Genomic DNA, 25,034 nt, shown 5'->3' on the forward strand with positions numbered 1-25,034 from the left:
TATGCAAGCCGTTGGAATTGTCGTAGAGTACAACCCTTTTCATAATGGACATTTACATCATGTACTAGAAGCAAAACGTACAACAAATTCAGATGTAGCTGTCGCAGTAATGAGCGGGCAATTTCTCCAACGTGGAGAGCCTGCACTCGTTGACAAGTGGCATCGCACAAAAATGGCTTTGGCGAGCGGTGTTGATGTTGTCATTGAGCTCCCTTACGTTTTTAGTACAGCACAGGCGAACCAGTTTGCCGCTGGTGCTGTAAAATTACTTCACGCGATGCAATGCACCACATTAGCGTTCGGGAGTGAACAAGGTAGCATCGAGCCCTTTTTAAATAGCTATCATTTAATTGAAAACAATCGTGCACAGTATAACCGCACAATTAAAGAACAAATTCAACTTGGTAAAAGCTATCCACAAGCACTGTACCTCGCTTATGAACAGCTTAAACAACAACAGCCCAACTCATACATTGATTTAGCACAACCGAACAATATTTTAGGCTTTCATTATGTAGAAGCAATCCAACAAATCAACAGCCCTATGCTACCTACAACAATCCAAAGAATTGCTGCTGGTTATCATGATGCCATCGATGTTCATCAAGATATTGCAAGCGCAACTGGAATTCGAAAAGCATTATTTAGCGGGGATTCATTAGCTGACATTTCTCAATTCCTCCCGTCTGCTAGCTTTCATCAATTAGCACAATGGCAACAAAATCACCAACAGTTTGCATCATGGGAAAATTTTTGGCCGCTTGTTAAATACGCTATTTTACGTCACACACCTGCACAATTACTTCAATACGCAGATGTTACGGAAGGTTTGCAAAACTCATTAATCAAACACGCTGCTAACAGTGCTACTTTTAGTGAGTTTATGAATGCACTCAAATCCAAACGTTACACTTGGGCTCGTTTACAACGAATGATTACACATATTTATACAGGCATTACAAAAGAGCAATTACATGCGCACACGGAGCCCACCTATTTGCGAATTTTAGGTATGACCGCAGAGGGACAACGTTATATTTCAGCGATAAAAAAGTCTTTACAATTACCACTCATCAGCCGTGTTGCTGCTGTTTCAGATTCTATTTTAGCGCTGGATTTAAAGGCTACACAAATGTATCGTTTAGGGATTGAACAATTTTCAACAGAAAAAATAGACGAAGATTATCAATCTCCGCCTATCCGTTTTTAACTTAATTCAGTGGGGGTTTGAACCCCCACCGAATTAAGTTAAGCCCCAGCGGATGTCACAGATTTTTAAGAGAAGTTTTTCGAGCGAGCTCGAAAAAATCTGGACTCAATTACGCCGAGGCGTAATTGATTTGTTGGGTTCAAGCTTTTCTAAATACTGCAATGCATCATCAATCGTTTTTACTGGGACAATCTTCATTTTTGTGCCAATCTTTTCGGCTGTTTCCTTAGCAGTTTTATAATTTGAAACGATGTTTGGGTTACGCTCAAGCATCGCTTCTGTTATTTCATCATCTGGTGCAAAGAAAATCGCCATACCTTGTTTATCAGCCGTTACGACCTTTTTTTCGATTCCACCGATGCGGCCTACTCGCCCGTCTTCATGCATCTCACCTGTACCTGCAATATTGTAGCCCTTCGTTAAATCCTTATCGAGTAATTGATTTAGTAACTCTAGAGTAAACATCAAGCCTGCTGATGGTCCTCCAATGTCCTCAGTTTTAACCGTTACTTTAGGGTCTGTTTTAATTGCTTTGCTCTCTGAATACGTAATACCAATCCCGTAGCGTCCTTCTGCTCCCGGAATTTCTTTAATCGTTAGTTTCTCGTCGATTAATTCATTCGCACGCTTCACAACAAGCTGAATTTCCTCACCTTTTGTTTTCGGAGTGACGATTTCAATGAATTCTTTTAAACTTTCAATCCGCTTGCCATCCGCTTCTACAATTTCATCCCCCGGCTTTAATACGCCCTCTGCCGCACCACCAGAAATGACATTTAAAATATATAATCCCTTATACGTCACACGATACTCTAATCCAGCTCGATTAAAAGCCACATACGTCGCGTTGAATTGTGAATCTGTCATGTATTTTAATTGTCGTAAATTATATTCTTCATCGTCCTCTTCTTCTTGGCGCACATCGGACATTTTGACAATATCATAATAGTCCCGCATTTGTGCTAACACGTACGTAATCGGCGTTGCGCGTCCCATTGCAACGGTTGTCATATTAAACGTTCCGATATCATCTTCATCTCCATTTTGAATCGAAATAAAGTCTGTAATATTATACGTGCCACCCGGTCTTGTTACGTAATAATCCAGGCGATAAAATGATAGCACCCCAAAAATAATAACGAACAAACCTAATAAAATTTTCGTTAACTTATTCATCTAACAACTCGCCCCCACCATCTTTGTACGACTATTCTATTTTGTATTCGCATATCATTAAGTGTAGCACTTGGACAAAAGAATAACAAAAATTGAAGAGGATGAAAATCGCCATTTGGACAATCATTTTATGTGTTTCCTTGATCGTTTTATTATTGATGTTTCCCCAAGTTGCCCATGAAGGTGCCGATTTAGGCGTTTCTTTATTTATGGAGGCTTTATTTCCATATTTATTACCTTACTTAATCTTAACGAATTGGTTTATTCGATTAACTGCACAGCCAGCAACAACCGCTTCCTACTTCTTATTTTTTAAAACGTATGTCATCAGTGCAGTTGGTGGCTTTCCGACTGGTGCAGCGACGATTGCTCACCTTTCAAAGCAAGGACAACTTACACCAAAACAGGCTGCTTATTTACTTGGTATTTGTCATAGTCCAAGCCCGTTATTTGTTTTTGGTTTTGTTGCACATGATTTATTTCAATCCACTACAATTGCTTGGCAGTATTTACTATTAGTCCATGCCTTTTCTTTGATTTTATTAACCGTCTCTTATTTTTACCTGCCGAAAGCAAATTTTACTGCGCAACCTTTTAAAAAGGATGCCGAACCCTTTACAAATAGCATTAAAGATAGCGTACCAACCGTTCTCATCGTAGCAGCAACAATCGTCTTTTTCACAACTGTATATAGTGTATTTTTACATAGCACGGATTCAATATTCCAAGCTTTACCTGAATATTTTCATTTAGCGGTTGCTGGCTTACTCGAAATGACAAATGGTTTATATTTATTACACAATGTACTTACCGGAAACATATTGTTGCTTGCGACGGTCGTGCTATTAACAACACAAAGTTTGAGCATTCATTTGCAAGTCATTGTTATTGCCCGTTCTGCCAAAATTGCCATACGTCCTTATATTTGGATTCGACTTTTATATAGCTTAGTCATTCCAATACTGTTTTTCCTTATTTTCCTTTAAGCTTTGATTTCCTTTACAAGAAAAAAAACGACAAGACCAATTCATCTGGTCTTGTCGTTTTAATTAGTTAAATTTCTCTTTAAGTGCTTTTTCTACAATTGTTGGAACTAATTCACCGATATTCCCGCCATATTTTGCTACTTCTTTTACGATGCTTGAGCTTAAAAATGAATATTGATTTTTGGACATGATGAAAAATGTCTCAATATTTTCGTCAAGCACTCGGTTCATTGAAGTAATTTGCATTTCATATTCAAAGTCTGAAACCGCGCGTAGTCCACGGACAATTACTTTTGCTTTTTTTTCACGTGCGTAATCAATGAGTAAACCTGATGAAGATTCGATCCGGATGTTTGGTAAATCTTCCGTTACTTCAGCAAGTAATTTGATACGTTCCTCAATGGAAAATAACGACTGCTTTGCTGAATTATTTAACACCGCGACATACACTATATCAAATACATCTGCAGCTCGTCGGATAATATCTAAATGGCCTTTCGTTACTGGGTCAAAGCTTCCCGGTACTACCGCTATTTTATCAGTCAATCGTTTCTCCCTCTTCCCCTAAGCCCCATACCTCGGCATAATTGCGTCCAGTGTTTAAACACTCGCTGAATGACGATATATCGAGATAATCGTACTTCCGTATGTTTCTTGACGAGATAACTTAAATGATCCATAACTTTCAGGTAGTGCCACGTCTCTTGAATGCTCACAAAGAATAATCGCATTAGCAGCTAATTTCTCCCCTTGTACAAGGGCATCCACTAAATCATAATATTCGTTTTTATGATAAGGAGGGTCAACAAATAAATAATCAATCTTAATATCTCTTTTTAACAATGCTTTAACAGCACGCATCGCATCCGCCCGAAATAACTCAGACACTTGTTCATAGCGACATTTTTTAATATTTTCCTGCAATGTTTGGAAAGCGCGGCTATCTTTTTCAATAAAGAGGGCACGGTCCGCACCACGGCTTAACGTTTCTATCCCTAAGCCACCACTACCCGCAAATAAATCCACTGCAATCCCACCGTCAAAAAATGGTCCAATCATATTGAAAATGGATTCCTTTATTTTATCTGTCGTTGGCCTCGTTGTATCCCCAGCAATTGCTTTTAATGGCATTCCTTTTCGTTCTCCTGCGACAACACGCATGTATTCACCAAACCTTCTATATCATCATTATTATTCTTCAGTTGTTGTAATTGTAATGCGATTATTCGATTTTGTTAATTCAATTAAAAATAATCGCTGTAGCCATGACTCTTCAATATAATATTGATCTGCAACAATTTTAACCGGTGTAGAAATCGTGTTATAACGTCGCTGATTAAATACATAGAAGCCTGGCTCGCTTGGGAAACGGAAGGTACGTGTTTCACTTGTCACATAATAACCATTTTCCCCAGTTTCAACTTGATAGCCAAGCGTCTTTAATAACGCATTAGCAGAATATAGCATTTCTCCATCTTTTAAAATAACATGCATATCCTTTTGTTCATGTAAATTGACAAAGATCTCTCGTCCGTCAATATATAAAAACGGATAAAATGTTTCAGATTCCGCATTCATTGTAACAAAATTCGTTGAAGCTCCTAGTACCTCTGACAATTGTTCATCCAACACTTTAGCATTCATCTTTTTGCCTTCTAGCGCGATTAAACGCCCATTCCAATCCGCTAATTGTTGATCGTTCATTTGGCCCGTCATTGTTGATACCACTTCTTTTGTTTTTTCACTTCCAAATACCGTACCTGTTAAATACGATGCAACGAGCTCCTTAATCCAATGAGGGCTATCACCAAATTGATAGCTCGTTTCAAGCTGTGAAATAATGACTTTTTGCTGTACTTTAGCTACCGTGATATCTGGTAAAAACAGCATGCGATAACCTTCGAGACCATCCATATTTGACCCATTAATAATGGCTAAATGATCCTCACTCAAGAAATTCACTTGTTCAAGCTTGTCATAAAATGCAGCTTGCAGAGGCTTTTTGGAATAAATCGAAAGAATATCTGTTTGCTTTTGTAAATCAAATCCGCCCTCTTGCCAGAAAATATCTTTAACCGGGCCTTTCCCACTGAACATCGCGTAGTTTACCAGGGATAATTGTTGCTCACCAATTAATGGTAAACCAGTTACCCATTGACCTTCAACATTGTGATCCGTTGTAATATGTACAGTCGAAAATTGAACATCGCCCTCATTTAATGTAGCAAAAATCCCTTTCAATAACTTTCCTGATTGTAAACCCTTATCAAGCGGTATCACATACGAAATCGATTGTGAACGTGTTTCTCCCGCTTTAAATTTTGTCGAGTCTTCACTTAAACGTGCACAACTGTTCTCATTTTCAATAAAACAATTTGGGTTTACAGCATTTTTTGGCCACTGAATCGCAATTTCTTCAGCCGGTAAATTTTTAAAATGCTGGCGAATGTCCAAGCTTTCCCCACGATATACAATTTCAATCTCTTGGGAGTAATGATACCCTTTGTCAATAGTGTCCAATTGTTCTGAATAAACTTGATACTGTACAAAAAGCATCGTCCCTATTAATACTGCTAAAAACGAAAAAAAACTTACGGCAACTTTCATGTGCCTGTCCTCCTGCATCATGATACTATTGTATGGAAAGGATGTGTCTTAATGATTCAACAATTTATAGAACTAGGTCAAGGCTATGGCGATGTTTTCGAGCTTTGCGAATTAATCCAAACGAATGAGCACCGTATCCATAACGCGTTCATCTTCACTGCTAATCATAATGGTAGCATGGTTGCTTCACTTGCAGTAGCATTTAAGCCTTCTGGTGAAAGCAAATTCATGCCGATTTATATTTGCCGCGAAGGAATTCCATACAATGAAGAAAAACCTTCGAAGCGAATCGAAATATTCCAGGAAGTTGTGCATAAAGCAAACAAACAAGAAAGTATTTTCGAAATAAAGCACTCTTCTATCTTTTCGGAAACAAATCAGTTTTATCAATACTTAATTGGAATTTTACGGCTAAATCACTATTTGCCACCAATGCATTAATTAAAGTCCGACTTTATAATCATATTCCTTTGCTTTATCTGGTTTTGAATTTTCAAATTCCGTCTTTAGGAGTGGTCGGAACGATTCTACAACGTCTTTCACAAATGGAAGACGTTGTATTTTATTTTTAAGTGATTCAATCTCATCTCGGTTACAATAGATCACTACATATTTCAACTTCCTTGAAATAAAGTTCACGTGACCATATTTTCGTAATGACTTAGCATGCTTCATTTGATGCACATACACAATCAATCCTTGTCTTTCATTCATGTAAAATCCCTCTTTTCTTATGTGCATTTCCGCTTAACTTTTGCTTACATATCCAATAAAAGAATACCAAATGTACAATTTGTTAGCAACAGAGTTTAGACATCTCAGTATATTTTCCGCTATAATGGAAATTAGTAGCGTGACATTACGCCACATGCGATAGATCCACCATGTACACTCTGTTTTGTCACACTAGTTTTTATTTTAAAAATGAACGATGTATGGGTAGAGGGGGACGATATTATGGGTAAAAAAACGAACATTGCAATCGCTATCGCTGCAGCAAGTGCAGCTGCTTGGGCTGGTTCAAAAGCGATTTCTAAACCACAAAAACGTGAATTAAAAGAGGCGCTCCAATTTGAACGTCCAGTTGTCATTGCTCATCACGGTGGGGCAGGCTTAGCTCCTGAACACTCATTACAAGCATTTGAAAAGGCTGTAACGTTTGGTGTCGATGGCTTTAGCATTGGCATCCGTCTCACAAAGGACGAGGAAATTATCGCCTTTCACGATGCCACAGTAGATCGAACGACGAATAGCTCTGGCTATGTAAAAGATATGACTTTAACAGAGCTCCAACAATTAAACAATGGGTATAATTTCGAATGCTTAGAAGGCAATAAACCTTATCGTGATGAACCTGTCGCAATTGTGACACTGCGAGAACTGCTTGAAACGTATTCAGATAAACTGTTTATCATTAGCATTCAAGACGGGCCCGATACGTATGAAGGAAGCTTAATGCCTTCAAAATTATGGCGATTAATTGAAGAATTAGCCGTACAAAATCAAATTATCGTGACGAGTCCACATAGCGAGCAAATTGACCGCTTTAATCTCTATGCCCGTAACAGCATTGCATTAAGCGCAGGTGAAGCAGATATTAAAAAAGCGATAACAGCCTTCACAAGTCAATTTGGACATCTTTACAGTCCAAAAGTTGATTTGTTCCAAGTGCCATTAAAATCAGGTGTTTTCAACTTTGATTCACAAAAGTTCATTAACTTTTTAGCAGATTTAAATGTCCCTGTTCTATATTCTGAAATTGACGATTTAGTGACAATGAGCCGCGTTGTTCGCCAAGGCGCTATTGGTATCGTAACTAATCGACCAGATATTGCAGAAGTACTAATTCAAAAAGTAAACCAATAATTTTAAAAGGTTACCTCTTGCGAAAAAACGCGAGGGGTAGCTTTTTTAATTTGATTCAGCATTCATCCCCTACTTCTATAAGTGGGAGATGAATGCCAAATAGGCAATTCTATTCAGTGGGTTCAAACTTCGGCTGAAGTAGATGCTCAAAGGCTAAACCCGTCACGTCCTGTGACAACGCCTTTGTGATCAACATCATGTTGACCCAAGCCCCGGCGGATGTCACAGATTTTTAAGAGGAGGTTTTCGAGCGCGCTCGAAAAAAATCTGGACGCAATTACGCTGGGGCGTAATTGATTTTTATCTCCGCAAATCGGGCCAACCAAAATATTCTCAAAACAAAAACATCACCTGCACGATACGCAAATGACGTTTTTGTTTCACTCTTATAAAAGTTGGTCACTTCCCCCTCATAATAGCAGTGAAGCACTTTTGTATGAATCAATTTAAGCTGAACAAGAACAGCCGCCACCCGTACCGCAGCCCGTACCACAAGCTGAGCCTGCACTCGCAAAAAACGGATTACTTACTGGTACCTTTACCGCCTCTGAAACAGAATGCCCAATAATGAGACTAATTTCATCGAGTAAATCTTGATAATCATTTTCCGCTAGCTTTAATGTCGCCACTTGCTCATTTAAATCCAGCTGACGTTTCTCTGTTCGTATTTGTTTCATAATTATATTGTAATCTGGATGGTACTTCCCGAAGCGTTGTACATCCTCATATTGATCTTTTATGCGTTGAAAGGCCTTAATTCTTGTCGAAAGTTCTATATCCTCATAAACAGCTTGATAAGCTTGGCGAAGTTTTTGAGCCTGTTCTGAGGAAAGAATCATCGCACTTAATTCATCGACCTCATCTAAAATGAAAACCCATTCAGAAGTCATGAGCATTGTATATTCCCCCAATCTCTCACTTTATCATAACAGAAAAAGTAAGGAAATAAAGCGAAACATCTCCCCAAAGCGCGCTTACGAAACTTCCAGCTGCTTTAATATTAATTCTACACATTCTTTATCCGAGAAATGCGTTGTTTGCTGCCCAATTTGTTGTGTTTGCTCATGTCCTTTTCCTAAAATAACAATCGTATCCCCTTGTCTAGCCATTTTAATCGCCTTTTCAATGGCTTGTTGCCGATCTAATATACTTTCAAATTGTTGCAAAGATGAAAATCCTTTTCTGATTTGTTCATTAATCTTCTGTGGAGATTCTCCTCTTGAATTATCCGTCGTTAAAATAATGTAATCTGCAAAAGCCGAAGCAACCATACCCATTTTCGGCCGTTTCGCTTGATCTCGGTCACCACCACAACTAAAAACAACAATTAATCTGTTGGATGCATGTTTTTTTAATGTTTGTAAAATACCTTTCATCGCATCTGCTGTATGGGCATAGTCAATATAAATCTTCACGCCAAGGGGATTCGAAATTTGTTCAAATCGACCTTTTGGTAATGACAAAGATTGCGTCGCCTGACAAAGTTCATGAAATGGAAGTCCTAGTATAGCAAGACTCGACAGCGCTGCAAGTACATTATTCCTCTGGTATTCGCCAATAATTGGTAGCGTCACGACATGTTTTTCGCCATCTGCTTGAATACAACAAACCGAAACACTACTCGTTTCATATAAAAGTTGTAAATGGACATCGACTTTATTACCTGTTCCAAAATAATACTTTTTGTTTTTCGCAATAATTCCAATAGAACGACAAACAGCATCATCATTATTAATTAGAATTTTTTTAGTCAGCTTTGTTAATAGCTGTTTTGATTTTTTATAGTCATCAAAACTGCCATGATCCTCGATATGATCTTCTGTAACGTTCAAAAACACTCCTAAGGAAACTTCACAATGATCCAACCTGTGCTTTGCTAAACCCATCGATGAAGCTTCTAATACGACATAATCAATTTTTTGTTCTAACGCCTTCGATAATAAAAATTGTAAATGTTTCGATTGTAATGTTGTTAATGATTCTAATTCTTGATAGCATTTTTCACCATCTATAAATATACCGTTTGTGCCGATTACCATGACACGCTGTTGTAATTTAGTTAATAGTTGCCCGATGAAATGTGTTACTGTCGTTTTCCCATTCGTTCCCGTTACAGCAATAACGCTTAACGCTTCGGCAGGAAATCCATATAATTTGGCGCTAGCAAAGGCTAAAAAACTTAAACAATTGGGCACCCAGACGATGGGAATAGGAAGCTTCAATGAATCAAATTGCATTTCATCTTCAACAGCAATCGCTACTGCCCCTTTCTCCATCGCCTCATCTAAAAATGTCAGTCCATGATAATGCTTTCCTTTGCGCGCGATAAATAAATCACCCGGTTTTACTCGTCTTGCATCATCTTCAACCTGAATAATTTCTGTTCGAATAGAACCCTTCACTGTGCAAGGCCAATCTTTTACTAGTTCTGCAAGTTGCACGCCCACACTCCTCCATTTACTATATGAAATGAAAGTAAAAACGACACAAAAACGTTCACCTTTTTAGATGAACGTTTACTTTTCTTCTATATAAATTTGTGTAAAATAATTGACGAATGCGCCAGATCCAACCCGATTAAATCGTTCACTTAAAATTAAATCTCGATGTTCTTTTGAATTAATCCAGCCATGCACAACTTCGATGGCATCTACATAATTGGTCGCACTATTTTCACCAGCATTTTGATAGCTAATTTCATACGCATCTAAACGATTTGTTAACGTGTCTATCGTTGAATCCTGTGTTAGCCTATTATTTAAAAATATTTGTTCACTGTGTTCCCCAGCAACTGTCGCTAACTGATCCATGTACTGGAAATTAGGTAATCCATTTTTCAGGCGATACGAATTGACAAGTTCCGTTAATTGCTTGCCGTTCGCTAAATTAATTTCAATTTGTTTGAAACTAGACGGTGTACTAGCTTCTACTAGCTCTCCAGCAAATTGTAATTCATACGGCTTATGCAGCACTAATGTTTGACCATCCAAAAACCGAATACCATCTAACTGCTGCTTTTCTTCATCTATGTATAATTGTGCAAAAATGTCTTCATATTTTACTAAAATACGATTTTGCATATCCATTTCATTCATTGCGAACATATATATATTTTCACCAATGTTAACCGCTACTTCTTGTTCAAAAATCGTCATCCGATATACATCATCTAATGATTGCCCCATTTGGTATGGTGCTATATTAAACTTCACATTATTTGTATACACTTGCGTAACGAATTCTTGATCAACCCCAACCATTAATGTTTGACCCTCTACATTATAAACCCACCACTCATAATCAAATGCAGAAACATCTATCCGATTTGGTTTTCCGTAATGCGCCACTATTTCTTCACTAGACTTCCCAATATACGTAGAAATTCCGGTTGTTGGCCTTGGTAAATCATCCCCGTTAAGATTTTCAGGTAATACATTGGTTACTGGTTGTGTAATTTGATTGGGTCCTTCTAATAATCCTGTCGTCGAATTATCAAAATCTGAAAAATAGTAAACCATCCCTAAACATGTTGCAACAATTAATATACGAAATAACGCTTTCATAAGCCCCTCCTTAGGTGCAACTTCCTCCTCATAATTATACCAATTGTAGACACTATGACACAATGTTGTCATTGCAAGAATTACCATTTTGCTCTATTATTAAACTTGAGCGTATACTTATGTACGATATACAAAAGGAGGATATCTAGATGTATTTTGAAAACACACAACTTGAAGAAGTGAAAGTTGATCAAGAAATTTTATCTACAATCATGGGTAAATTCGGTTTAGAATGTCATGGTGCATGGGATTATGACCGTATGACATTTGACCGTTGTTTCGATGTACGTGAAGGCCGTTTTTATTTACGCGTTTTCTGCAACGCCGTATCAGGTGATGTAGGAGCTCACAATGCAACTTTAAACATTAACAAACCAGCAATCGGTAAATACTACTACCCACATGGTGTAGAATATACTGACGAAGTATTCCCTGCACATCTTGTAAAAGATTGCGAAACAGTTTTATCTAATGTTCGTAAAGAACTATCTGCATACGGAATTTAATTCACCTAAAAAAGCTGGTACATAATCCAGCTTTTTTATATGTTGAAAAAACTTCTAAACGTTTTCACTTCTACATAAAAGGCTTCCTATATCAACTATAGGAAGCCTTTCGTTCATCTAAAAACCTAAAATCGCCTTAATTACCGATGTCGTTTCTCCACCTTCATAAATCACATATAAAAGTAAATAAACTAATACACCTGTAATTGCAACAAAGAACCAAATAATACTTGTAATTGGACCAATTTTGCGGTGTAATTTTAAATTATTCTTATATCCTGACAATAAACTTGTAAGACCGAATACTGCACCAACTGTCGCCAATGTAATATGGAAAATTAAGAAGAATGTATAGTATCCTTTTAATTCATCTGGTCCACCAAAAGCTGTATTGCCAATGAAAACTGTTCTTGACGCATATATAATAAAGAAGGTAAGTGCTGATACACCTGCTGCCATCATTACTTTTTTATGTGCCTCAACTTTTCTTTGTGCAATTAATACCCAACCAATCGCTACTAATATGGCACTAACAACGATGAAGAATGTACTAATTGTCGGTAACATAGGTACGCCCATTTCAAAATCCCCAATCTACGTGAAGTAAAATTCCAACGAAAACAATCAAATCAATTACGCCCCAGCGTAATTGCGTCCAGATTTTTTCGAGCTCGCTCGAAAACCTCCCCTAAAAAATCTGTGACATCCGCCGGGGCTTAACTTGATTCAGTCGGGGTTTGACCCCCTGCTGAATCAAGTTACATTATTGATAACGCGTTCGATTTTGGAATTCCTTTAAAGCATTTTCCGTTATTTCCTTTTGACTATTGCGCTCTGTATCCCACCATTTGCGGAAAATACGGAACAAAAGAACACCAAAAATAATTTCTTGAATAATCTTCATTAACACGCCACCTACTTGTTGGTCGGCTAATAAATCCATACTCGAGAATAACTCTGGCCCCGATAAAGTAAGACCTGAAAGTGTAGATGCCGGCACACATAATTCCATCGCCTTTAACCACATCGCGCTGTCACTGTATGTAAGATACATTGGGCTTGAAGCAAATATGATCAGTGCACAAGCCGGTGTAATTAATACCGCATTGGAAGCAATATAGCCAAGCTTATGAATATTTTTCATTTGATGCTGACCTTCAATATTATTCAGTAAAGGCCAAAACATAAATAGTGCAGAAATAAATAAAATCATCGTGAAAACGCCATGAAACGTCTCGTTCAATTTAATGGTATCAAAGATTGCAGGTAAATGATAAATCGAGAATAAACCTGTGAAACCTAAGATGCCCACTAATGGTTTTGTGAAGATTTTAAAAATTGTCCGTACAACAGGTGCTTCCACAACCACTTTCCAAACCCACCAAGGAATACCTTTAATAATAAATATCGGTACTAAAAGTAATAGTATGGCCATTTGTGTCATATGCATTGTAAACATAATATGACCTAGTAAATCAATTGGCGAGCCCTTTATAATATACAGCACAATCATACCAAGAATGAAGTAAATTGCCTCACTCTTCTTTAATGGTTCACTTACTTTAAAATCTTTTCTCCAAGTAATCGTTACTAAAAAATAGACTACAGTTAAAAATGCGATTAATCCTATTAAGTATGGGCTCCATAAAGCTTGGAAACCAAAAATACTAATTGGCATACAATCATGCTCCTTTAAACATCAGTTACTTCATTATAGATTGCCTATTCTTTAACTTCAATGGAAGAACTATGACAATTAATTGAATTCAAACATGTATTTTATGTATTGCTTAAAGCGTTCTTAATTGAACATCGGCATTCCGATAATTCGTATATTCAATTTATGTATTATCAATTAAAGAACTAAACATAAAAAGCCCTTTCTAAAAAGGGGGAGTTGATTTCCATTCCGGTCCGGACGCGTTCCACGGGCACGGCTCCAACTAACTTGCTTCTCGATATATCTCGAAACAAGTGGATTTTCCGCACGTGCTGTTCCCGTAGGATTCCCCTCCCCTCCATTCCAATCAACTCCTTTCTATTCAAGTTTTCTCCACTGCAACCCCTAATCACTTTCTCGAATGTGAAGTTAGTTTTTGCTACTCCATATTTTATTGAAATACACGCTTGACAATAAAATTTGCCAACATCATGCTGTCGATCCTGCAATACATGCCATTTGATTTCATTTTGCAATATAATTTTTTCATTTCAAAGGTTCAACTTTGCACAAAGGTTATATATTTTTTGCCCTTCAACAGAAAAAAATGCAGGATAGTCCTTGCACAGTGGGACAAAGTTTATTAAGGATAACGCCGCCTCCCACGGCAAGCGGCGAAAAATGCAGAAAGTTTTAGAAAGGAAAAATTTTTAATAGGCTGGCCTTGCACAAAGCACACAGATGAGTCGTATAGATTTGTGCAACAAAGCTGTGCGCCTCATCTGCTTAGCCAGCCTAAACTAGCAGGTACTTTATGAGAAGCTTTATTAGAATGCTTACATCATAAGGTTAGATTCTTTGATTAAACTTATATATGTAGAAAAACCGTCCTCAGCTTTATGCTAAGAACGGTTTTGTCTGAATGATTAACCCCACCAAATAATTGTCGTAAACGCTACAAAGAACGTGAACGCAAGGAAGCCTCCACTCCAAATAAAGAACTCAATGACACCAACCATATGTGTAGAACGGTCTTCTAAGTGCATGAATGCATAAAGTTGTAATACCACTTGAATACCAGCTAATAATAATATTACTGGAGCAATAAATGTTGCTGGAAAGCCTGCTACAACTGAAGCAAATGCGACAAATGTTAAGAAAATCATAATCGCAAAGTTCACTACTTGCTTACGCATATGCGCTTTTGAATGCGCTTTGTCATATTCGTATTGTGCTTGAGTACGTACTTCTACATGAGTTTCGTGTGACATATTATCCCAACACTCCCATCAGATATACTACTGTAAAGATGAATACCCATACAACGTCAATGAAGTGCCAGTATAAAGAAGCAGCAAAGAACTTCGGTGCGTTGTATAAATTTAATCCACGTTTGCTGTTACGGAAGATTAAACCTGAAATCCAAATTAAACCAATGATAACGTGAATCCCGTGCATCCCAACGAGCGTAAAGAATGCTGAAGAGAATGCTGATTGAGTATAACCAAAACCAATATGAACATAATGTTGGAACTCGTAAATTTCTAAAGCTAAGAATCCTAATCCTAAAAGGACTGTAATCCCCATCCAAGTACGAACGCCACTATAATTATAATTCTTCATATGATACATGGCATACACAGAAGTTAAAGATGATGTTAAAAGTAACATCGTCATAATGAACGCTAAAGGTAACTCATACAGATCCTTGGCAGCGAATGTCATACCTGCTGGACCATGATCTTTTAATGCGATATAAGTAGCAAACACACTTGCGAATAAAACAGTATCAGAAGCAAGGAAAATCCAAAGGCCTACAATTTTGTTTTTCCCTTCTAATGTTGCTTGTTCAGGGTGTTTTGGCCAAGTTTGTGGAGTAAATTTTTGATTAAGATCCATTACTTGTTACCCCCTTTTTTACCTGTTGCACGGTAGTGAGCTAAATCTGCTTCAATTTTTTCAATTTCTTTAACTGTTACGTGGAAACCAAGGTCATCTTTGACTGAACGAATAATCATACATGCAATCGTTAAACCTAATCCCCCAATAATTAACGCTAATGAAACTGCTGGTGAAGCACCTGTTGCTGTACCTGCTTGCACTTGATCGCCCCATGGACTATATAATGCACCGAATGCAGCGATAAATGTACCAATTGACATAACTAAAGGTAAAATCGAGTTGTTTGGCATGTGAATTTCGCCTAGTGGCTCAGCATATACCATACCTTCTTTGTTACCTTCTTCTTTTTCAATCCAATATGGATCATATCCACGGATAAGTGGCGTTTGTTTAAAGTTATAGAATGGTAGTGGCGTTTCGATTGCCCACTCAAGTGAACGACCATCTCCCCAGTAATCACGTTTGTTAACTGGTTTAGATTTAATCGATAATAATACGTCTACTACTAATAAAACTACCCCAACACCCATCATCATGGCACCGATCGTTGAAATGAAGTTGAATAAATCCCAACCTTGACCGCCCATATATGTGAATACACGACGTGGCATACCCATTAATCCTAAGAAGTGCTGTAAGAAGAACGTTAAATGGAAACCAATAAAGAATACCCAGAAAGTAAGTACTCCTAATTTATGATTTAACGTACGGTTAAACATAATCGGCCAGTAGAAGTGAGCTGAACCGAATAACGCAGTTACGATACCACCAACAATTACGTAGTGGAAGTGAGCTACGATGAAATATGAATCGTGTAATTGGTAGTCAAGTGGAGCAGTTGCCTGCATTACCCCTGTAACACCACCCGCAACGAATGACGGGATGAAACCAAGTGCATAAAGCATTGGTACTGTAACTTTAATAGACCCGCCCCAAATGGTTAAGATCCAGTTGAATACCTTCATACCTGTTGGAACGGCGATTGCCATTGTTGCAACAGCGAAGATTGCGTTCGCAGTAGAACCTAAACCAACTGTGAACATGTGGTGAGCCCATACCATGAACCCTAAGAAACCGATTAAAATTGTTGCGAATACCATTGAAGAATATCCGAATAAACGTTTACGAGCGAATACAGGAATAATCTCAGAGAATAATCCAAACGCTGGTAATACTAAAATATATACTTCCGGGTGACCGAAGATCCAGAATAAGTGCTCCCAGATAATAGTGTTACCACCCATTGTATGATCAAAGAAGTTTGCTCCGAACATACGGTCAACTAACATTAAGAATAATCCACCAGTAAGTGGAGGGAATGCAAATAAAATTAATGAACTTGATACTAAAGATGTCCAAGTAAATAATGGCATACGCATGAACGTCATACCAGGTGCACGCATCGTAATAATTGTTACGATGAAGTTAATACCTGAAATTAATGTACCTGCACCAGAAATTTGTAGACCTAAAATATAGAAGTCAATACCATGTCCTGGTGAATATAAAGATAGTGATGCATATGATGTCCACCCTGCATCAGGTGCTCCGCCTAGGAAGAATGATAGGTGAAGGAAAATCGCACCTAAGAAGAATAACCAAAATCCTAGCGAGTTTAAGAATGGGAATGCAACGTCACGCGCACCTATCTGGAGCGGTACAATTGCGTTCATAAATGCGAATAATAATGGTGTCGCTGCTAAGAATAGCATCGTTGTACCATGCATTGTTAATAGTTCGTTAAATAGGCCTGCAGAGATGAACGTACTTTCAGGGAACATTAACTGAATACGCATCAGTAACGCTTCAAAACCTGCAATAGCGAAGAACAATGTACCGGCAGCTAAATACATAATGGCGATTTTTTTATGATCGACCGTTGTTAAATAGTCCCATACATGTGCTCCAAAGCCCTTTTTCTGTGTAACAGAGCTCACAACATTAACCTCCTTCAAATGTTTCTATCTAATTAATTGTTTATTTTTCAATAGTTAACGTCATTAAGTATTCAGAAATTGCTTTCGCTTCTTCTTCAGTGACGTTGTATTTACCAGTCATTGTATTACCTGGCTTGTAAAACTCTGGATCCATAATCCAATCCGTAGTTGCTTCTACTGTATGATCCATGAAACCAGCTAGACGATTACGATCACCGAATGTAGCTAGGTTAGGACCCATACCCGGACCTGCAACAGCCGAAACTGCGTGACAGCCTAGACAAGAGTTTGCAAATGTTGCTTCTCCAACGTTAGCTGACTCTGAACTTGCCGTATTTCCTTCAGTAGCTTGCATTGATGCAACCCATGTATCAAATGCAGGGCGCTCAAGTGCTTTTACTTTGAAATCCATTAATGCATGTGAAGGACCACATAACTCTGCACATTTACCGTAGAATACGCCTTCACCTTCATTTAAGTCTTTTGATTCTTTACCAAATTCTAAGTAGAATTTGTTAATTCCATCAACGTTTGTATCCATTTTCCCACCAACTGCTGGAATCCAGAATGAATGCTTTACATCTGTAGCAATTAAATTGAAGTATACTTTTTCACCAGTTGGTACTACTAATTCTTGTGCAGTAATAATACCTTGCTCTGGGTATTCAAATTCCCACCAATATAATTTTGCCGTTACATTTACTGTAAGCGCTGTTTTATTACCGTTTTCATCTACCTCATCCATTGCGGCAACATCCCCAAATTTAAAGGTAGAGTTTAACGTTGGAACCGTTATGATTAATAATAAGATAATCGGAATAACTGTCCAGATCACTTCTAGTGTGTGACTTCCTTCAACTTGCTTTGGCATGTGGTTTTCGCCAGTTTTTGAACGGCGGAACTTAAAGAAAGCAACTAAATAGATAACTGACACTACTATTACTACAGCAAACATGATTATAGATGTAAGTAATAGAAGATTTAACTGCTCTTTACCAACTGCACCTGCTGGGCGAAGTGTAGAAATATAATCTTCACCACATGCTGAAAGGAATACTGTCATTACTGTTAATAGCGAGAATAAACGCCATTTTTTAAGCCCTTTCATCATAGCTTAATAAACCCCTCTTTCTTTGTTGTATTTTCATGTGTTACTAGGACTGTGGTTATGCTCTATGCGAAATCTTAGTTTAGAAAGACTTCCAAAATAGCATGCATCATAATAAACCTACATCCATAACTGTTCGGAACATTGAAATAGTTATGACATCATACTCTACGTTTCTACATAGAATCATACCTTTTCGTCCTCACATGTCGGCCGCGAACGATGCCATCAAAAACAAAATTTCGCTTACTTTTGATTAGAGTCTGTGTACTGACTAGTTGTGGTTGCTTTTAATCTACCTTTTTCGAGTTGACCTTAAACACGTCATAGCGTAAATCGTTAACACTATGAATAATAAATGATCTACAAGTATGTAATTTCATTTGGGTCAATGTGATTAGAAAATTTGCAAAATTCTTTTGAATGTTGTGATTAAGTTTGAATGAACAATCCCAATCTTATGAGTGCAAGAAGATCATTCAAAAAAATTCTAGCATTTAGATTCGTATTCCAGAAGAGCAAAAACAAAACCTTTCAATACATTACCTCTCCTTTCAAATTTGTAAGCATTTTCCGCTACCCTAACTATATCTAACTTTGTATCGGATTTCTAGACGTTTCGTGAAATTTCGACGAACAGTTTTCGAAATGCAAGTGAAACGTTTAAAAATCTAAATCAACATCTATATAGTAATGCATTTCCTTACAATATTTGTGAAGGATAGGAGACAAATTTATGAACAATTTGTGAAAAAATGGTTGATTCAAAATGCAGAAATTATGAATGAAGTTGTCTTTTATTCATTTATTCGCTATTATCTAAAACTAGAGACGCTTTTTTTTAAGCGATGTTGAATATCAAAGTAGGTGGCTTACTTTATGCAACACAAGTATAGTAGATTTTTAAAATGGTTTGCTGTCGCAGCAACTATTGGCATGTTACTAATTCTTTTGGGTGGTGCACTCGTTACAAAAACGGATAGTGGATTGGGCTGTGGACGAAACTGGCCTGATTGTAACGGTTCTTTAATCCCTAAGGAAATAACGACAGAAGTTTTAATTGAATTCTCACACCGCGTTGTGACTGGAGCCGTTTCCATCTTCATTCTTGTATTAACAGTGTGGTCTTGGCGTTCTTTAGGACATATTCGTGAAGTGAAGTTTTTAGGTTCTATGGCCATGTTCTTCCTTATTTTGCAGGCTTTAATCGGGGCTGCACAAGTTTTATGGGGACAAGGTGATTTTATTTTAGCGTTACACTTCGGCATTTCGTTAATCTCATTTGCAGCAGTGTTATTGCTCTCATTAATTGTATTTGAAGTGGATACAAAATTCGACGCAGATAAAATTTATATGAGCAAAAAGTTAAAAATACATACGATTAGTGTCACGTTATATTCATATGTTGTTGTTTATTCCGGTGCGTTAGTACGCCATACGGACGCTAGCTTAGTTTGTCCTGACTGGCCATTGTGCCGCAATGATCAACCATTCGCCATTCCATATAATTTATATGAATGGGTACAGATGGGGCATCGTTTTGCTGTTTTACTATTTGTTGTTTGGATTGCTTATATTACGATTTATGTCGTAAAAAATTACAAGCAACAACGCGTTATTTATTGGGGTTGGGTGATTGCAGCCATTATTGTCGTTTTACAAGTTCTAGCAGGAATGCTTGTTGTACTGTTAAAATTACAATTGTTCGTGGCATTAATGCACTCATTATTAATTACATTATTATTCGGACTTCTTTGTTACATGATTTTACTCGTATCTCGAAGTAAATAACGAAAAAAATCTGATCCAACTGTTATAGTTGGATCAGATTTTTTGTTTCTATGGACTATTTTATTCTAATTCTATTAATAGATCACCTGTTGAAATGGCGTCACCCGCTAATGCGTATACTTCTTTAACTACACCATCTTTTGGCGCTTGCACAGTTGTTTCCATCTTCATCGCTTCTGTAATTAATAAATGGTCCCCTCTTTTTACCGTACTTCCTTTGTTAATCACTACTTTTAATACAGTACCTGGCATCGTTGCCCCAATTTGGTTCGGATTCGCTGGGTCTGCTTTTAAAGCAATGCTACCATCTACTTCTACCGTTAAATCTTGAATGACAAGCTCACGAGATTGGCCGTTCATTTCAAAATAAAGGACACGCGTACCATCATGCTGAGGCTCCCCAATTGAAACGAGTTTAATAATTAAAGTTTTTCCTTTTTCGATCTCTACTTCAATTTCTTCCCCCAATTTTAAACCGTATAAGAACGTCGGCGTATCCAATACAGAAATATCGCCAAACAGATCAAATGCTTGTACATATTGCTCAAATACTTTCGGGTAAAGGGCATAAGCTAAAATCTCTTGCTTAGAAGGTTTGCGTTTTATTTTTCCTTCCAGTTCAACAGATAACGCTTCAAAATCGACTGGCGCTAGTAACTCTCCTGGTCGTACTGTAATCGCTTCACGCTCTTTTAATACCACTTGCTGAAGCTCTTTCGGGAATCCACCATGTGGTTGTCCTAAATAACCTTGGAAAAATTCAATAACAGACTCTGGGAAATCAATTGCTACGCCGCGCTCTAGCACATTTTCTTCTGTTAAATCATTTTGCACCATGAATAACGCCATATCACCGACAACTTTTGAAGATGGAGTTACTTTTACAATATCACCAAACATTAAGTTTACTGTTGAATACATTGTTTTTACTGCGTCCCAGCGATCGCCTAACCCTACTGCCTTCGCTTGTTGCTGTAGATTACTGTATTGACCACCTGGCATCTCATGGACATAAACTTCCGAGTGTGGCGCATTCATGCCGCTTTCAAAGTCGACATAATATTTACGGACATCTCCCCAGTAGTAAGAAAGCTTTTCTAAACTTTCAATATCCGCACGTACAGCACGGTCCGAACCTTTCATTGCGTAGTACAATGAGTTCGCACTTGGTTGCGATGTTAAGCCCGCCATAGAGCCTAATGCTGTGTCAATAATATCTACACCAGCTTCAATCGCTTTTGCATATACAAAAATTCCATTACCACTCGTATCATGCGTATGCAAGTGAATCGGTAAATCCGTTGATTCTTTTAACTCTGAAACTAATCGGTACGCCGCCTGAGGTTTTAGCAATCCTGCCATATCTTTAATCGCTAAAATATGAGCACCTGCCGCCTCTAGTTCACGTGCCATATCTTTGTAATATTGCACTGTATATTTGGCACGTGAATCATCCAATATATCCCCTGTATAACAAATCGATGCTTCTGCTATTTTCCCACTATTGCGCACTTCATCAATCGCAACTTCCATCCCTTTAACCCAGTTTAATGAGTCGAAAATACGGAATACATCAATGCCTGATGAAGCCGACTCTTGAATAAATTCACGAATTAAATTATCCGGGTAATTTGTATAACCAACTGCATTGGCACCGCGCAATAACATTTGGAACAGCACATTTGGCATTTGCTCACGTAATTTTTCTAAGCGCTGCCATGGATTTTCTTTTAAGAAACGGTATGCAACATCAAATGTAGCCCCGCCCCACATTTCCAGTGAAAAATAATTATGCATAAGTCGCGCTGTTTCATCCGCAATTTGGAACATATCTTGCGAACGAATACGAGTTGCTAATAACGATTGATGCGCATCACGGAATGTTGTATCCGTTAATAAAACATCTTCCTGCTCTTTAATCCACTTGACTAAACCATCCGCACCACGCGAATCTAAAATTTGCTTCGTCCCACTTAATGGTGGAATAAGTATATCTACTTTCGGTTTTTCGGGTTGCACAAAAATCGGCTTTGACCGTTTTTCAACACCTGGGAAGCCATTTAACGTGACATTACCAATATAGTTTAATAGTTTTGTTCCACGGTCTTTTCTCTCAGGAAATACAAATAACTCCGGCGTTGTATCAATAAAGCTCGTGTCAAATTCACCTGTAATAAACTTATTATGAAGCACGACATTCCCTAAAAACGGGATGTTTGTTTTGACACCACGAATACGGAACTCACGTAAATTTCGGTCCATTTTGGCAGCAGCTTCCGTAAACGTCATGCCCCATGTTGAAATTTTTACAAGTAATGAATCATAATAAGGTGTTACAACTGCTCCCTGGAAGCCGTTCCCTGCGTCTAATCGGACACCAAAGCCCCCACTTGAACGATACACCATTAACTTACCAGTATCCGGCATAAAGCCATTCGCTGGATCTTCCGTCGTAACACGCGATTGAATCGCAAATCCAAATAGCGGAATTTTATCCTGCGCTGGAATACCGACTTCTGGAGAATGTAAATTTTGCCCTTGTGCTACTTTTATTTGTGCATGGACAATATCAATACCTGTAATCATTTCAGTAATTGTATGCTCTACTTGAATACGTGGATTCACCTCGATGAAATAAAATGCCTCATCCGCTACTAAAAATTCCACAGTTCCTGCATTAATATAGTCCACATTTTTCATTAGTTTTACCGCTGCATCACAAATACGATTGCGCAAATCTTCTGAAATCGAATTCGATGGAGCGATCTCTACAACCTTTTGATGACGACGTTGAATCGAACAGTCACGCTCATATAAATGAACAATATTGCCGTGCTCATCACCAATAATTTGCACTTCAATATGCTTCGGCTTAATAATCGCTTTTTCAACATACACTTCATCCGAACCGAATGCCGCTTTTGCTTCTGATTTCGCACGCTCATAAGCGGATGCCAGTTCATCAGGATTTTGCACTAAACGCATACCACGTCCACCGCCACCAAGAGCAGCTTTAATCATAATTGGGTAGCCGTGTGTTTCTCCAAAAATACTTACTTCTTCAAGACTATCAACCGGACCATCTGTACCTGGAATAACCGGAATATCTGCCTGAATTGCTTGTTTTCTGGCCTTTACCTTATCTCCAAACATATCTAAATGAGCAGAAGTTGGCCCAATAAATTGGATGCCTACTTCTTCACAGCGACGAGCAAACTCTACATTCTCTGCTAAAAAGCCATAGCCTGGATGAATTGCATCGACATTTGCATTTTGAGCAATTTTGATGATGTCCTCAATATCCAAATAAGCATCAATTGGCTTTTTACCTACCCCTACAATATAAGCCTCATCTGCTTTATAACGATGATAAGAACCACTATCTTCACGCGAATAAATTGCCACCGTATTAATATGTAGTTCATTACATGCACGTAAAATTCGAATGGCAATTTCGCCACGATTTGCTACTAAAATCTTTTGAATCGCTCTCATTTCTCCCCATCCCCCTAATTACTTTCTTTTTTCTATTTTGTGATACGTGGAGACATTAATTAATATCCCCATTGCTACGGATAGCAATAGTATAGAAGTACCGCCATAGCTAATAAATGGTAGCGTTACCCCAGTTAACGGGATGATTCCCGACAAACCACCTAAATTAATAAAAGTTTGTAATCCAATCCAAGTAGAGATGCCCGCTGCTAGCATTCTCGCTAGCGGGTCTTTAGTTATCATAGCAATATAAAAACCTCGTATAACAATGAAACCTAATCCTAGAATAACAATCGAAACACCTAATAAGCCTAATTCTTCTGCAATGACTGCCATAATAAAATCGGTTTGTGGTTCTGGTAAGTATCCGAGTTTTTGAACGGATTGGCCGAGACCTTTCCCTTCTAACCCCCCAGACCCAATCGCATAGTAACCATTTACAACTTGATAACCTGACCCTTGCGCATAAGCAAATGGATCTAAATAAGAGGTAAAGCGACCAATTCGGCTGGCAGTAGAGATTGACTCCCACTTAAGAAGTAAGAGCGCTGATACGACAACTGCTCCTAAACCCGAAATCATACCAAAAATTCTCAACAGGACTTTTCCTCGTAAACCGCTTGTCACAACGACAGACATTGCAATGACAAAGATAATAAAGAGTGCTCCAATATCCGTCTCTAACCCTACACAGCCAAGTATAAATAGCCACATACCTAACGGAAACGATATATCATCAAATTTCAAAAGTTGCGCGGAACCTTTATTGATACTTTTACGATAAAATGTCCCCGCAAAGAAAATAATAATGAATAATTTTGCAAATTCTGAAGGTTGGAAGTTCATAAGTCCAAAAATACTAATCCAACTTTGGGAACCCGTCGTTGTTTTACCATTCCCAGCAAATGTTACCCAAAACTCTAAAATTATCATCAACACCATAAGAGGCATTAATATTACTTTACTACTTAGTCGTTTATACGGCACAATGACCACAACTAAAAATAATAGAAAGGCAAGAATCAGATTCGTTCTTTGTTTTAAGAAATAATAATCAGGACTTTCACCTAAATAAACAATCGATACCCAAATACTCGAACTATAAATCATGACTAATCCGAATAAACTTAGAAAAATAAATACAAAAAATAAACCATAATCAAAATTACGTAAATATTGTTTAAAATAACTTTTCATCTATCCAAACCTCTTTTTTGAAAAAAAAAC

Annotated in this window: 22 protein-coding genes; 6 read left to right on the forward strand and 16 right to left on the reverse strand. The window is 37.8% G+C overall.

Going from position 1 to position 25,034, the window contains the following annotated elements; genetic code table 11:
• The first annotated feature begins 1 nt into the window (after position 1).
• The gene (locus tag ACQKIH_RS01485; RefSeq protein WP_427763034.1) at positions 2–1,210 is read left to right on the forward strand and encodes a nucleotidyltransferase; all 1,209 of its coding nucleotides are present in this window, start codon (positions 2–4) and stop codon (positions 1,208–1,210) included.
• Positions 1,211–1,315: 105 nt separating this feature from the next.
• On the opposite strand, the gene ACQKIH_RS01490 is transcribed toward ACQKIH_RS01485, so the two are convergent.
• A complete protein-coding gene (locus tag ACQKIH_RS01490) occupies positions 1,316–2,386 on the reverse strand; it encodes a SepM family pheromone-processing serine protease (protein WP_057985754.1) in 1,071 nt (356 codons plus the stop codon).
• 92 nt (positions 2,387–2,478) lie between these two features.
• Here ACQKIH_RS01490 and ACQKIH_RS01495 point away from each other — a divergent pair, with 92 nt between their 5' ends.
• Positions 2,479–3,372, forward strand: coding sequence for a hypothetical protein (locus tag ACQKIH_RS01495; RefSeq protein WP_427763036.1), 894 nt, complete (start codon positions 2,479–2,481; stop codon positions 3,370–3,372).
• 63 nt (positions 3,373–3,435) lie between these two features.
• On the opposite strand, the gene coaD is transcribed toward ACQKIH_RS01495, so the two are convergent.
• From coaD to ACQKIH_RS01510, 3 genes are read right to left on the reverse strand one after another with little or no spacing between them, the layout of a single operon-like run.
• Complete coding sequence (gene coaD / locus ACQKIH_RS01500) at positions 3,436–3,918, reverse strand: pantetheine-phosphate adenylyltransferase (protein ID WP_057985750.1); 483 nt, start codon at positions 3,916–3,918, stop codon at positions 3,436–3,438.
• A 54-nt stretch (positions 3,919–3,972) separates the two neighbouring features.
• Positions 3,973–4,533 carry a 16S rRNA (guanine(966)-N(2))-methyltransferase RsmD gene (gene rsmD, locus ACQKIH_RS01505; RefSeq protein WP_057985748.1) on the reverse strand — a complete coding sequence of 187 codons (561 nt, stop codon included), beginning with the start codon at positions 4,531–4,533 and terminating at the stop codon, positions 3,973–3,975.
• A gap of 30 nt (positions 4,534–4,563) precedes the next feature.
• Positions 4,564–5,979 carry an RNA polymerase II gene (locus tag ACQKIH_RS01510; RefSeq protein WP_427763037.1) on the reverse strand — a complete coding sequence of 472 codons (1,416 nt, stop codon included), beginning with the start codon at positions 5,977–5,979 and terminating at the stop codon, positions 4,564–4,566.
• A gap of 51 nt (positions 5,980–6,030) precedes the next feature.
• On the opposite strand from ACQKIH_RS01510, the gene ACQKIH_RS01515 reads away from it, so the two are divergent.
• Complete coding sequence (locus ACQKIH_RS01515; protein ID WP_057985744.1) at positions 6,031–6,420, forward strand: DUF7147 family protein; 390 nt, start codon at positions 6,031–6,033, stop codon at positions 6,418–6,420.
• Here the strand turns inward: ACQKIH_RS01515 and ACQKIH_RS01520 are convergent, their stop codons facing one another.
• Positions 6,421–6,693 carry a YlbG family protein gene (locus tag ACQKIH_RS01520; protein ID WP_057985742.1) on the reverse strand — a complete coding sequence of 91 codons (273 nt, stop codon included), beginning with the start codon at positions 6,691–6,693 and terminating at the stop codon, positions 6,421–6,423.
• 243 nt (positions 6,694–6,936) lie between these two features.
• Between ACQKIH_RS01520 and ACQKIH_RS01525 the strand changes: the two genes are divergently transcribed.
• Positions 6,937–7,845, forward strand: a complete 909-nt coding sequence (locus ACQKIH_RS01525) for a glycerophosphodiester phosphodiesterase family protein (RefSeq protein ID WP_057985740.1) — start codon at positions 6,937–6,939, stop codon at positions 7,843–7,845.
• 446 nt (positions 7,846–8,291) lie between these two features.
• Here the strand turns inward: ACQKIH_RS01525 and ACQKIH_RS01530 are convergent, their stop codons facing one another.
• The 3 genes from ACQKIH_RS01530 to ACQKIH_RS01540 all read right to left on the reverse strand — a co-directional run bounded on the left by ACQKIH_RS01530 (position 8,292) and on the right by ACQKIH_RS01540 (position 11,408).
• Positions 8,292–8,741, reverse strand: a complete 450-nt coding sequence (locus ACQKIH_RS01530; RefSeq protein ID WP_427763038.1) for a YlbF/YmcA family competence regulator — start codon at positions 8,739–8,741, stop codon at positions 8,292–8,294.
• Between the two features lie 78 nt (positions 8,742–8,819).
• Positions 8,820–10,286, reverse strand: a complete 1,467-nt coding sequence (locus tag ACQKIH_RS01535; protein WP_057985736.1) for a UDP-N-acetylmuramoyl-L-alanyl-D-glutamate--2,6-diaminopimelate ligase — start codon at positions 10,284–10,286, stop codon at positions 8,820–8,822.
• A gap of 75 nt (positions 10,287–10,361) precedes the next feature.
• Positions 10,362–11,408, reverse strand: coding sequence for a CAP domain-containing protein (locus ACQKIH_RS01540; protein ID WP_427763040.1), 1,047 nt, complete (start codon positions 11,406–11,408; stop codon positions 10,362–10,364).
• A gap of 149 nt (positions 11,409–11,557) precedes the next feature.
• On the opposite strand from ACQKIH_RS01540, the gene ACQKIH_RS01545 reads away from it, so the two are divergent.
• Complete coding sequence (locus ACQKIH_RS01545) at positions 11,558–11,914, forward strand: YugN family protein (protein ID WP_057985732.1); 357 nt, start codon at positions 11,558–11,560, stop codon at positions 11,912–11,914.
• Between the two features lie 117 nt (positions 11,915–12,031).
• On the opposite strand, the gene ACQKIH_RS01550 is transcribed toward ACQKIH_RS01545, so the two are convergent.
• From ACQKIH_RS01550 to coxB, 6 genes are all read right to left on the reverse strand, one after another.
• Positions 12,032–12,493 (reverse strand): DUF420 domain-containing protein, encoded by a 462-nt coding sequence (locus ACQKIH_RS01550; RefSeq protein ID WP_057985730.1) that lies wholly within the window; start codon positions 12,491–12,493, stop codon positions 12,032–12,034.
• Between the two features lie 184 nt (positions 12,494–12,677).
• Positions 12,678–13,592, reverse strand: coding sequence for a cytochrome c oxidase assembly factor CtaG (gene ctaG / locus ACQKIH_RS01555; RefSeq protein ID WP_057985728.1), 915 nt, complete (start codon positions 13,590–13,592; stop codon positions 12,678–12,680).
• Between the two features lie 908 nt (positions 13,593–14,500).
• Positions 14,501–14,845, reverse strand: a complete 345-nt coding sequence (locus ACQKIH_RS01560; RefSeq protein WP_057985724.1) for a cytochrome C oxidase subunit IV family protein — start codon at positions 14,843–14,845, stop codon at positions 14,501–14,503.
• Between the two features lies 1 nt (position 14,846).
• The gene (locus ACQKIH_RS01565; RefSeq protein ID WP_057985722.1) at positions 14,847–15,473 is read right to left on the reverse strand and encodes a cytochrome (ubi)quinol oxidase subunit III; all 627 of its coding nucleotides are present in this window, start codon (positions 15,471–15,473) and stop codon (positions 14,847–14,849) included.
• On the reverse strand, positions 15,473–17,413 hold the full coding sequence (locus tag ACQKIH_RS01570; RefSeq protein ID WP_057985720.1) for a cbb3-type cytochrome c oxidase subunit I: 1,941 nt from the start codon (positions 17,411–17,413) through the stop codon (positions 15,473–15,475). The genes ACQKIH_RS01565 and ACQKIH_RS01570 overlap by 1 nt, the downstream gene beginning before the upstream one ends.
• Positions 17,414–17,453: 40 nt before the next feature.
• Positions 17,454–18,524, reverse strand: a complete 1,071-nt coding sequence (gene coxB, locus ACQKIH_RS01575) for a cytochrome c oxidase subunit II (protein ID WP_057985718.1) — start codon at positions 18,522–18,524, stop codon at positions 17,454–17,456.
• Between the two features lie 876 nt (positions 18,525–19,400).
• Here coxB and ACQKIH_RS01580 point away from each other — a divergent pair.
• The gene (locus ACQKIH_RS01580) at positions 19,401–20,312 is read left to right on the forward strand and encodes a COX15/CtaA family protein (protein ID WP_427763042.1); all 912 of its coding nucleotides are present in this window, start codon (positions 19,401–19,403) and stop codon (positions 20,310–20,312) included.
• A 60-nt stretch (positions 20,313–20,372) separates the two neighbouring features.
• On the opposite strand, the gene pyc is transcribed toward ACQKIH_RS01580, so the two are convergent.
• Both pyc and ACQKIH_RS01590 read right to left on the reverse strand, forming a co-directional pair.
• Positions 20,373–23,807 carry a pyruvate carboxylase gene (gene pyc / locus ACQKIH_RS01585; protein WP_427763043.1) on the reverse strand — a complete coding sequence of 1,145 codons (3,435 nt, stop codon included), beginning with the start codon at positions 23,805–23,807 and terminating at the stop codon, positions 20,373–20,375.
• An 18-nt stretch (positions 23,808–23,825) separates the two neighbouring features.
• Positions 23,826–25,004, reverse strand: a complete 1,179-nt coding sequence (locus ACQKIH_RS01590) for an FtsW/RodA/SpoVE family cell cycle protein (protein ID WP_427763045.1) — start codon at positions 25,002–25,004, stop codon at positions 23,826–23,828.
• Positions 25,005–25,034: the final 30 nt, after the last annotated feature.

The sequence above is a fragment of the Solibacillus cecembensis genome (assembly GCF_050272495.1).
GTDB classification, from domain to species: Bacteria; Bacillota; Bacilli; order Bacillales_A; family Planococcaceae; genus Solibacillus; species Solibacillus cecembensis.

Coding starts and splice junctions, on each gene's coding strand:
- ACQKIH_RS01485 (WP_427763034.1), top strand. CDS start 2: ATGCAAGCCGTTGGAATTGTCGTAGAGTACAACCCTTTTCATAATGGA.
- ACQKIH_RS01490 (WP_057985754.1), bottom strand. CDS start 2,386: ATGAATAAGTTAACGAAAATTTTATTAGGTTTGTTCGTTATTATTTTT.
- rsmD (WP_057985748.1), bottom strand. CDS start 4,533: ATGCGTGTTGTCGCAGGAGAACGAAAAGGAATGCCATTAAAAGCAATT.
- ACQKIH_RS01510 (WP_427763037.1), bottom strand. CDS start 5,979: ATGAAAGTTGCCGTAAGTTTTTTTTCGTTTTTAGCAGTATTAATAGGG.
- ACQKIH_RS01515 (WP_057985744.1), top strand. CDS start 6,031: ATGATTCAACAATTTATAGAACTAGGTCAAGGCTATGGCGATGTTTTC.
- ACQKIH_RS01520 (WP_057985742.1), bottom strand. CDS start 6,693: ATGAATGAAAGACAAGGATTGATTGTGTATGTGCATCAAATGAAGCAT.
- ACQKIH_RS01525 (WP_057985740.1), top strand. CDS start 6,937: ATGGGTAAAAAAACGAACATTGCAATCGCTATCGCTGCAGCAAGTGCA.
- ACQKIH_RS01530 (WP_427763038.1), bottom strand. CDS start 8,741: ATGCTCATGACTTCTGAATGGGTTTTCATTTTAGATGAGGTCGATGAA.
- ACQKIH_RS01540 (WP_427763040.1), bottom strand. CDS start 11,408: ATGAAAGCGTTATTTCGTATATTAATTGTTGCAACATGTTTAGGGATG.
- ACQKIH_RS01545 (WP_057985732.1), top strand. CDS start 11,558: ATGTATTTTGAAAACACACAACTTGAAGAAGTGAAAGTTGATCAAGAA.
- ACQKIH_RS01550 (WP_057985730.1), bottom strand. CDS start 12,493: ATGGGCGTACCTATGTTACCGACAATTAGTACATTCTTCATCGTTGTT.
- ctaG (WP_057985728.1), bottom strand. CDS start 13,592: ATGCCAATTAGTATTTTTGGTTTCCAAGCTTTATGGAGCCCATACTTA.
- ACQKIH_RS01560 (WP_057985724.1), bottom strand. CDS start 14,845: ATGTCACACGAAACTCATGTAGAAGTACGTACTCAAGCACAATACGAA.
- ACQKIH_RS01565 (WP_057985722.1), bottom strand. CDS start 15,473: ATGGATCTTAATCAAAAATTTACTCCACAAACTTGGCCAAAACACCCT.
- coxB (WP_057985718.1), bottom strand. CDS start 18,524: ATGATGAAAGGGCTTAAAAAATGGCGTTTATTCTCGCTATTAACAGTA.
- ACQKIH_RS01580 (WP_427763042.1), top strand. CDS start 19,401: ATGCAACACAAGTATAGTAGATTTTTAAAATGGTTTGCTGTCGCAGCA.
- pyc (WP_427763043.1), bottom strand. CDS start 23,807: ATGAGAGCGATTCAAAAGATTTTAGTAGCAAATCGTGGCGAAATTGCC.
- ACQKIH_RS01590 (WP_427763045.1), bottom strand. CDS start 25,004: ATGAAAAGTTATTTTAAACAATATTTACGTAATTTTGATTATGGTTTA.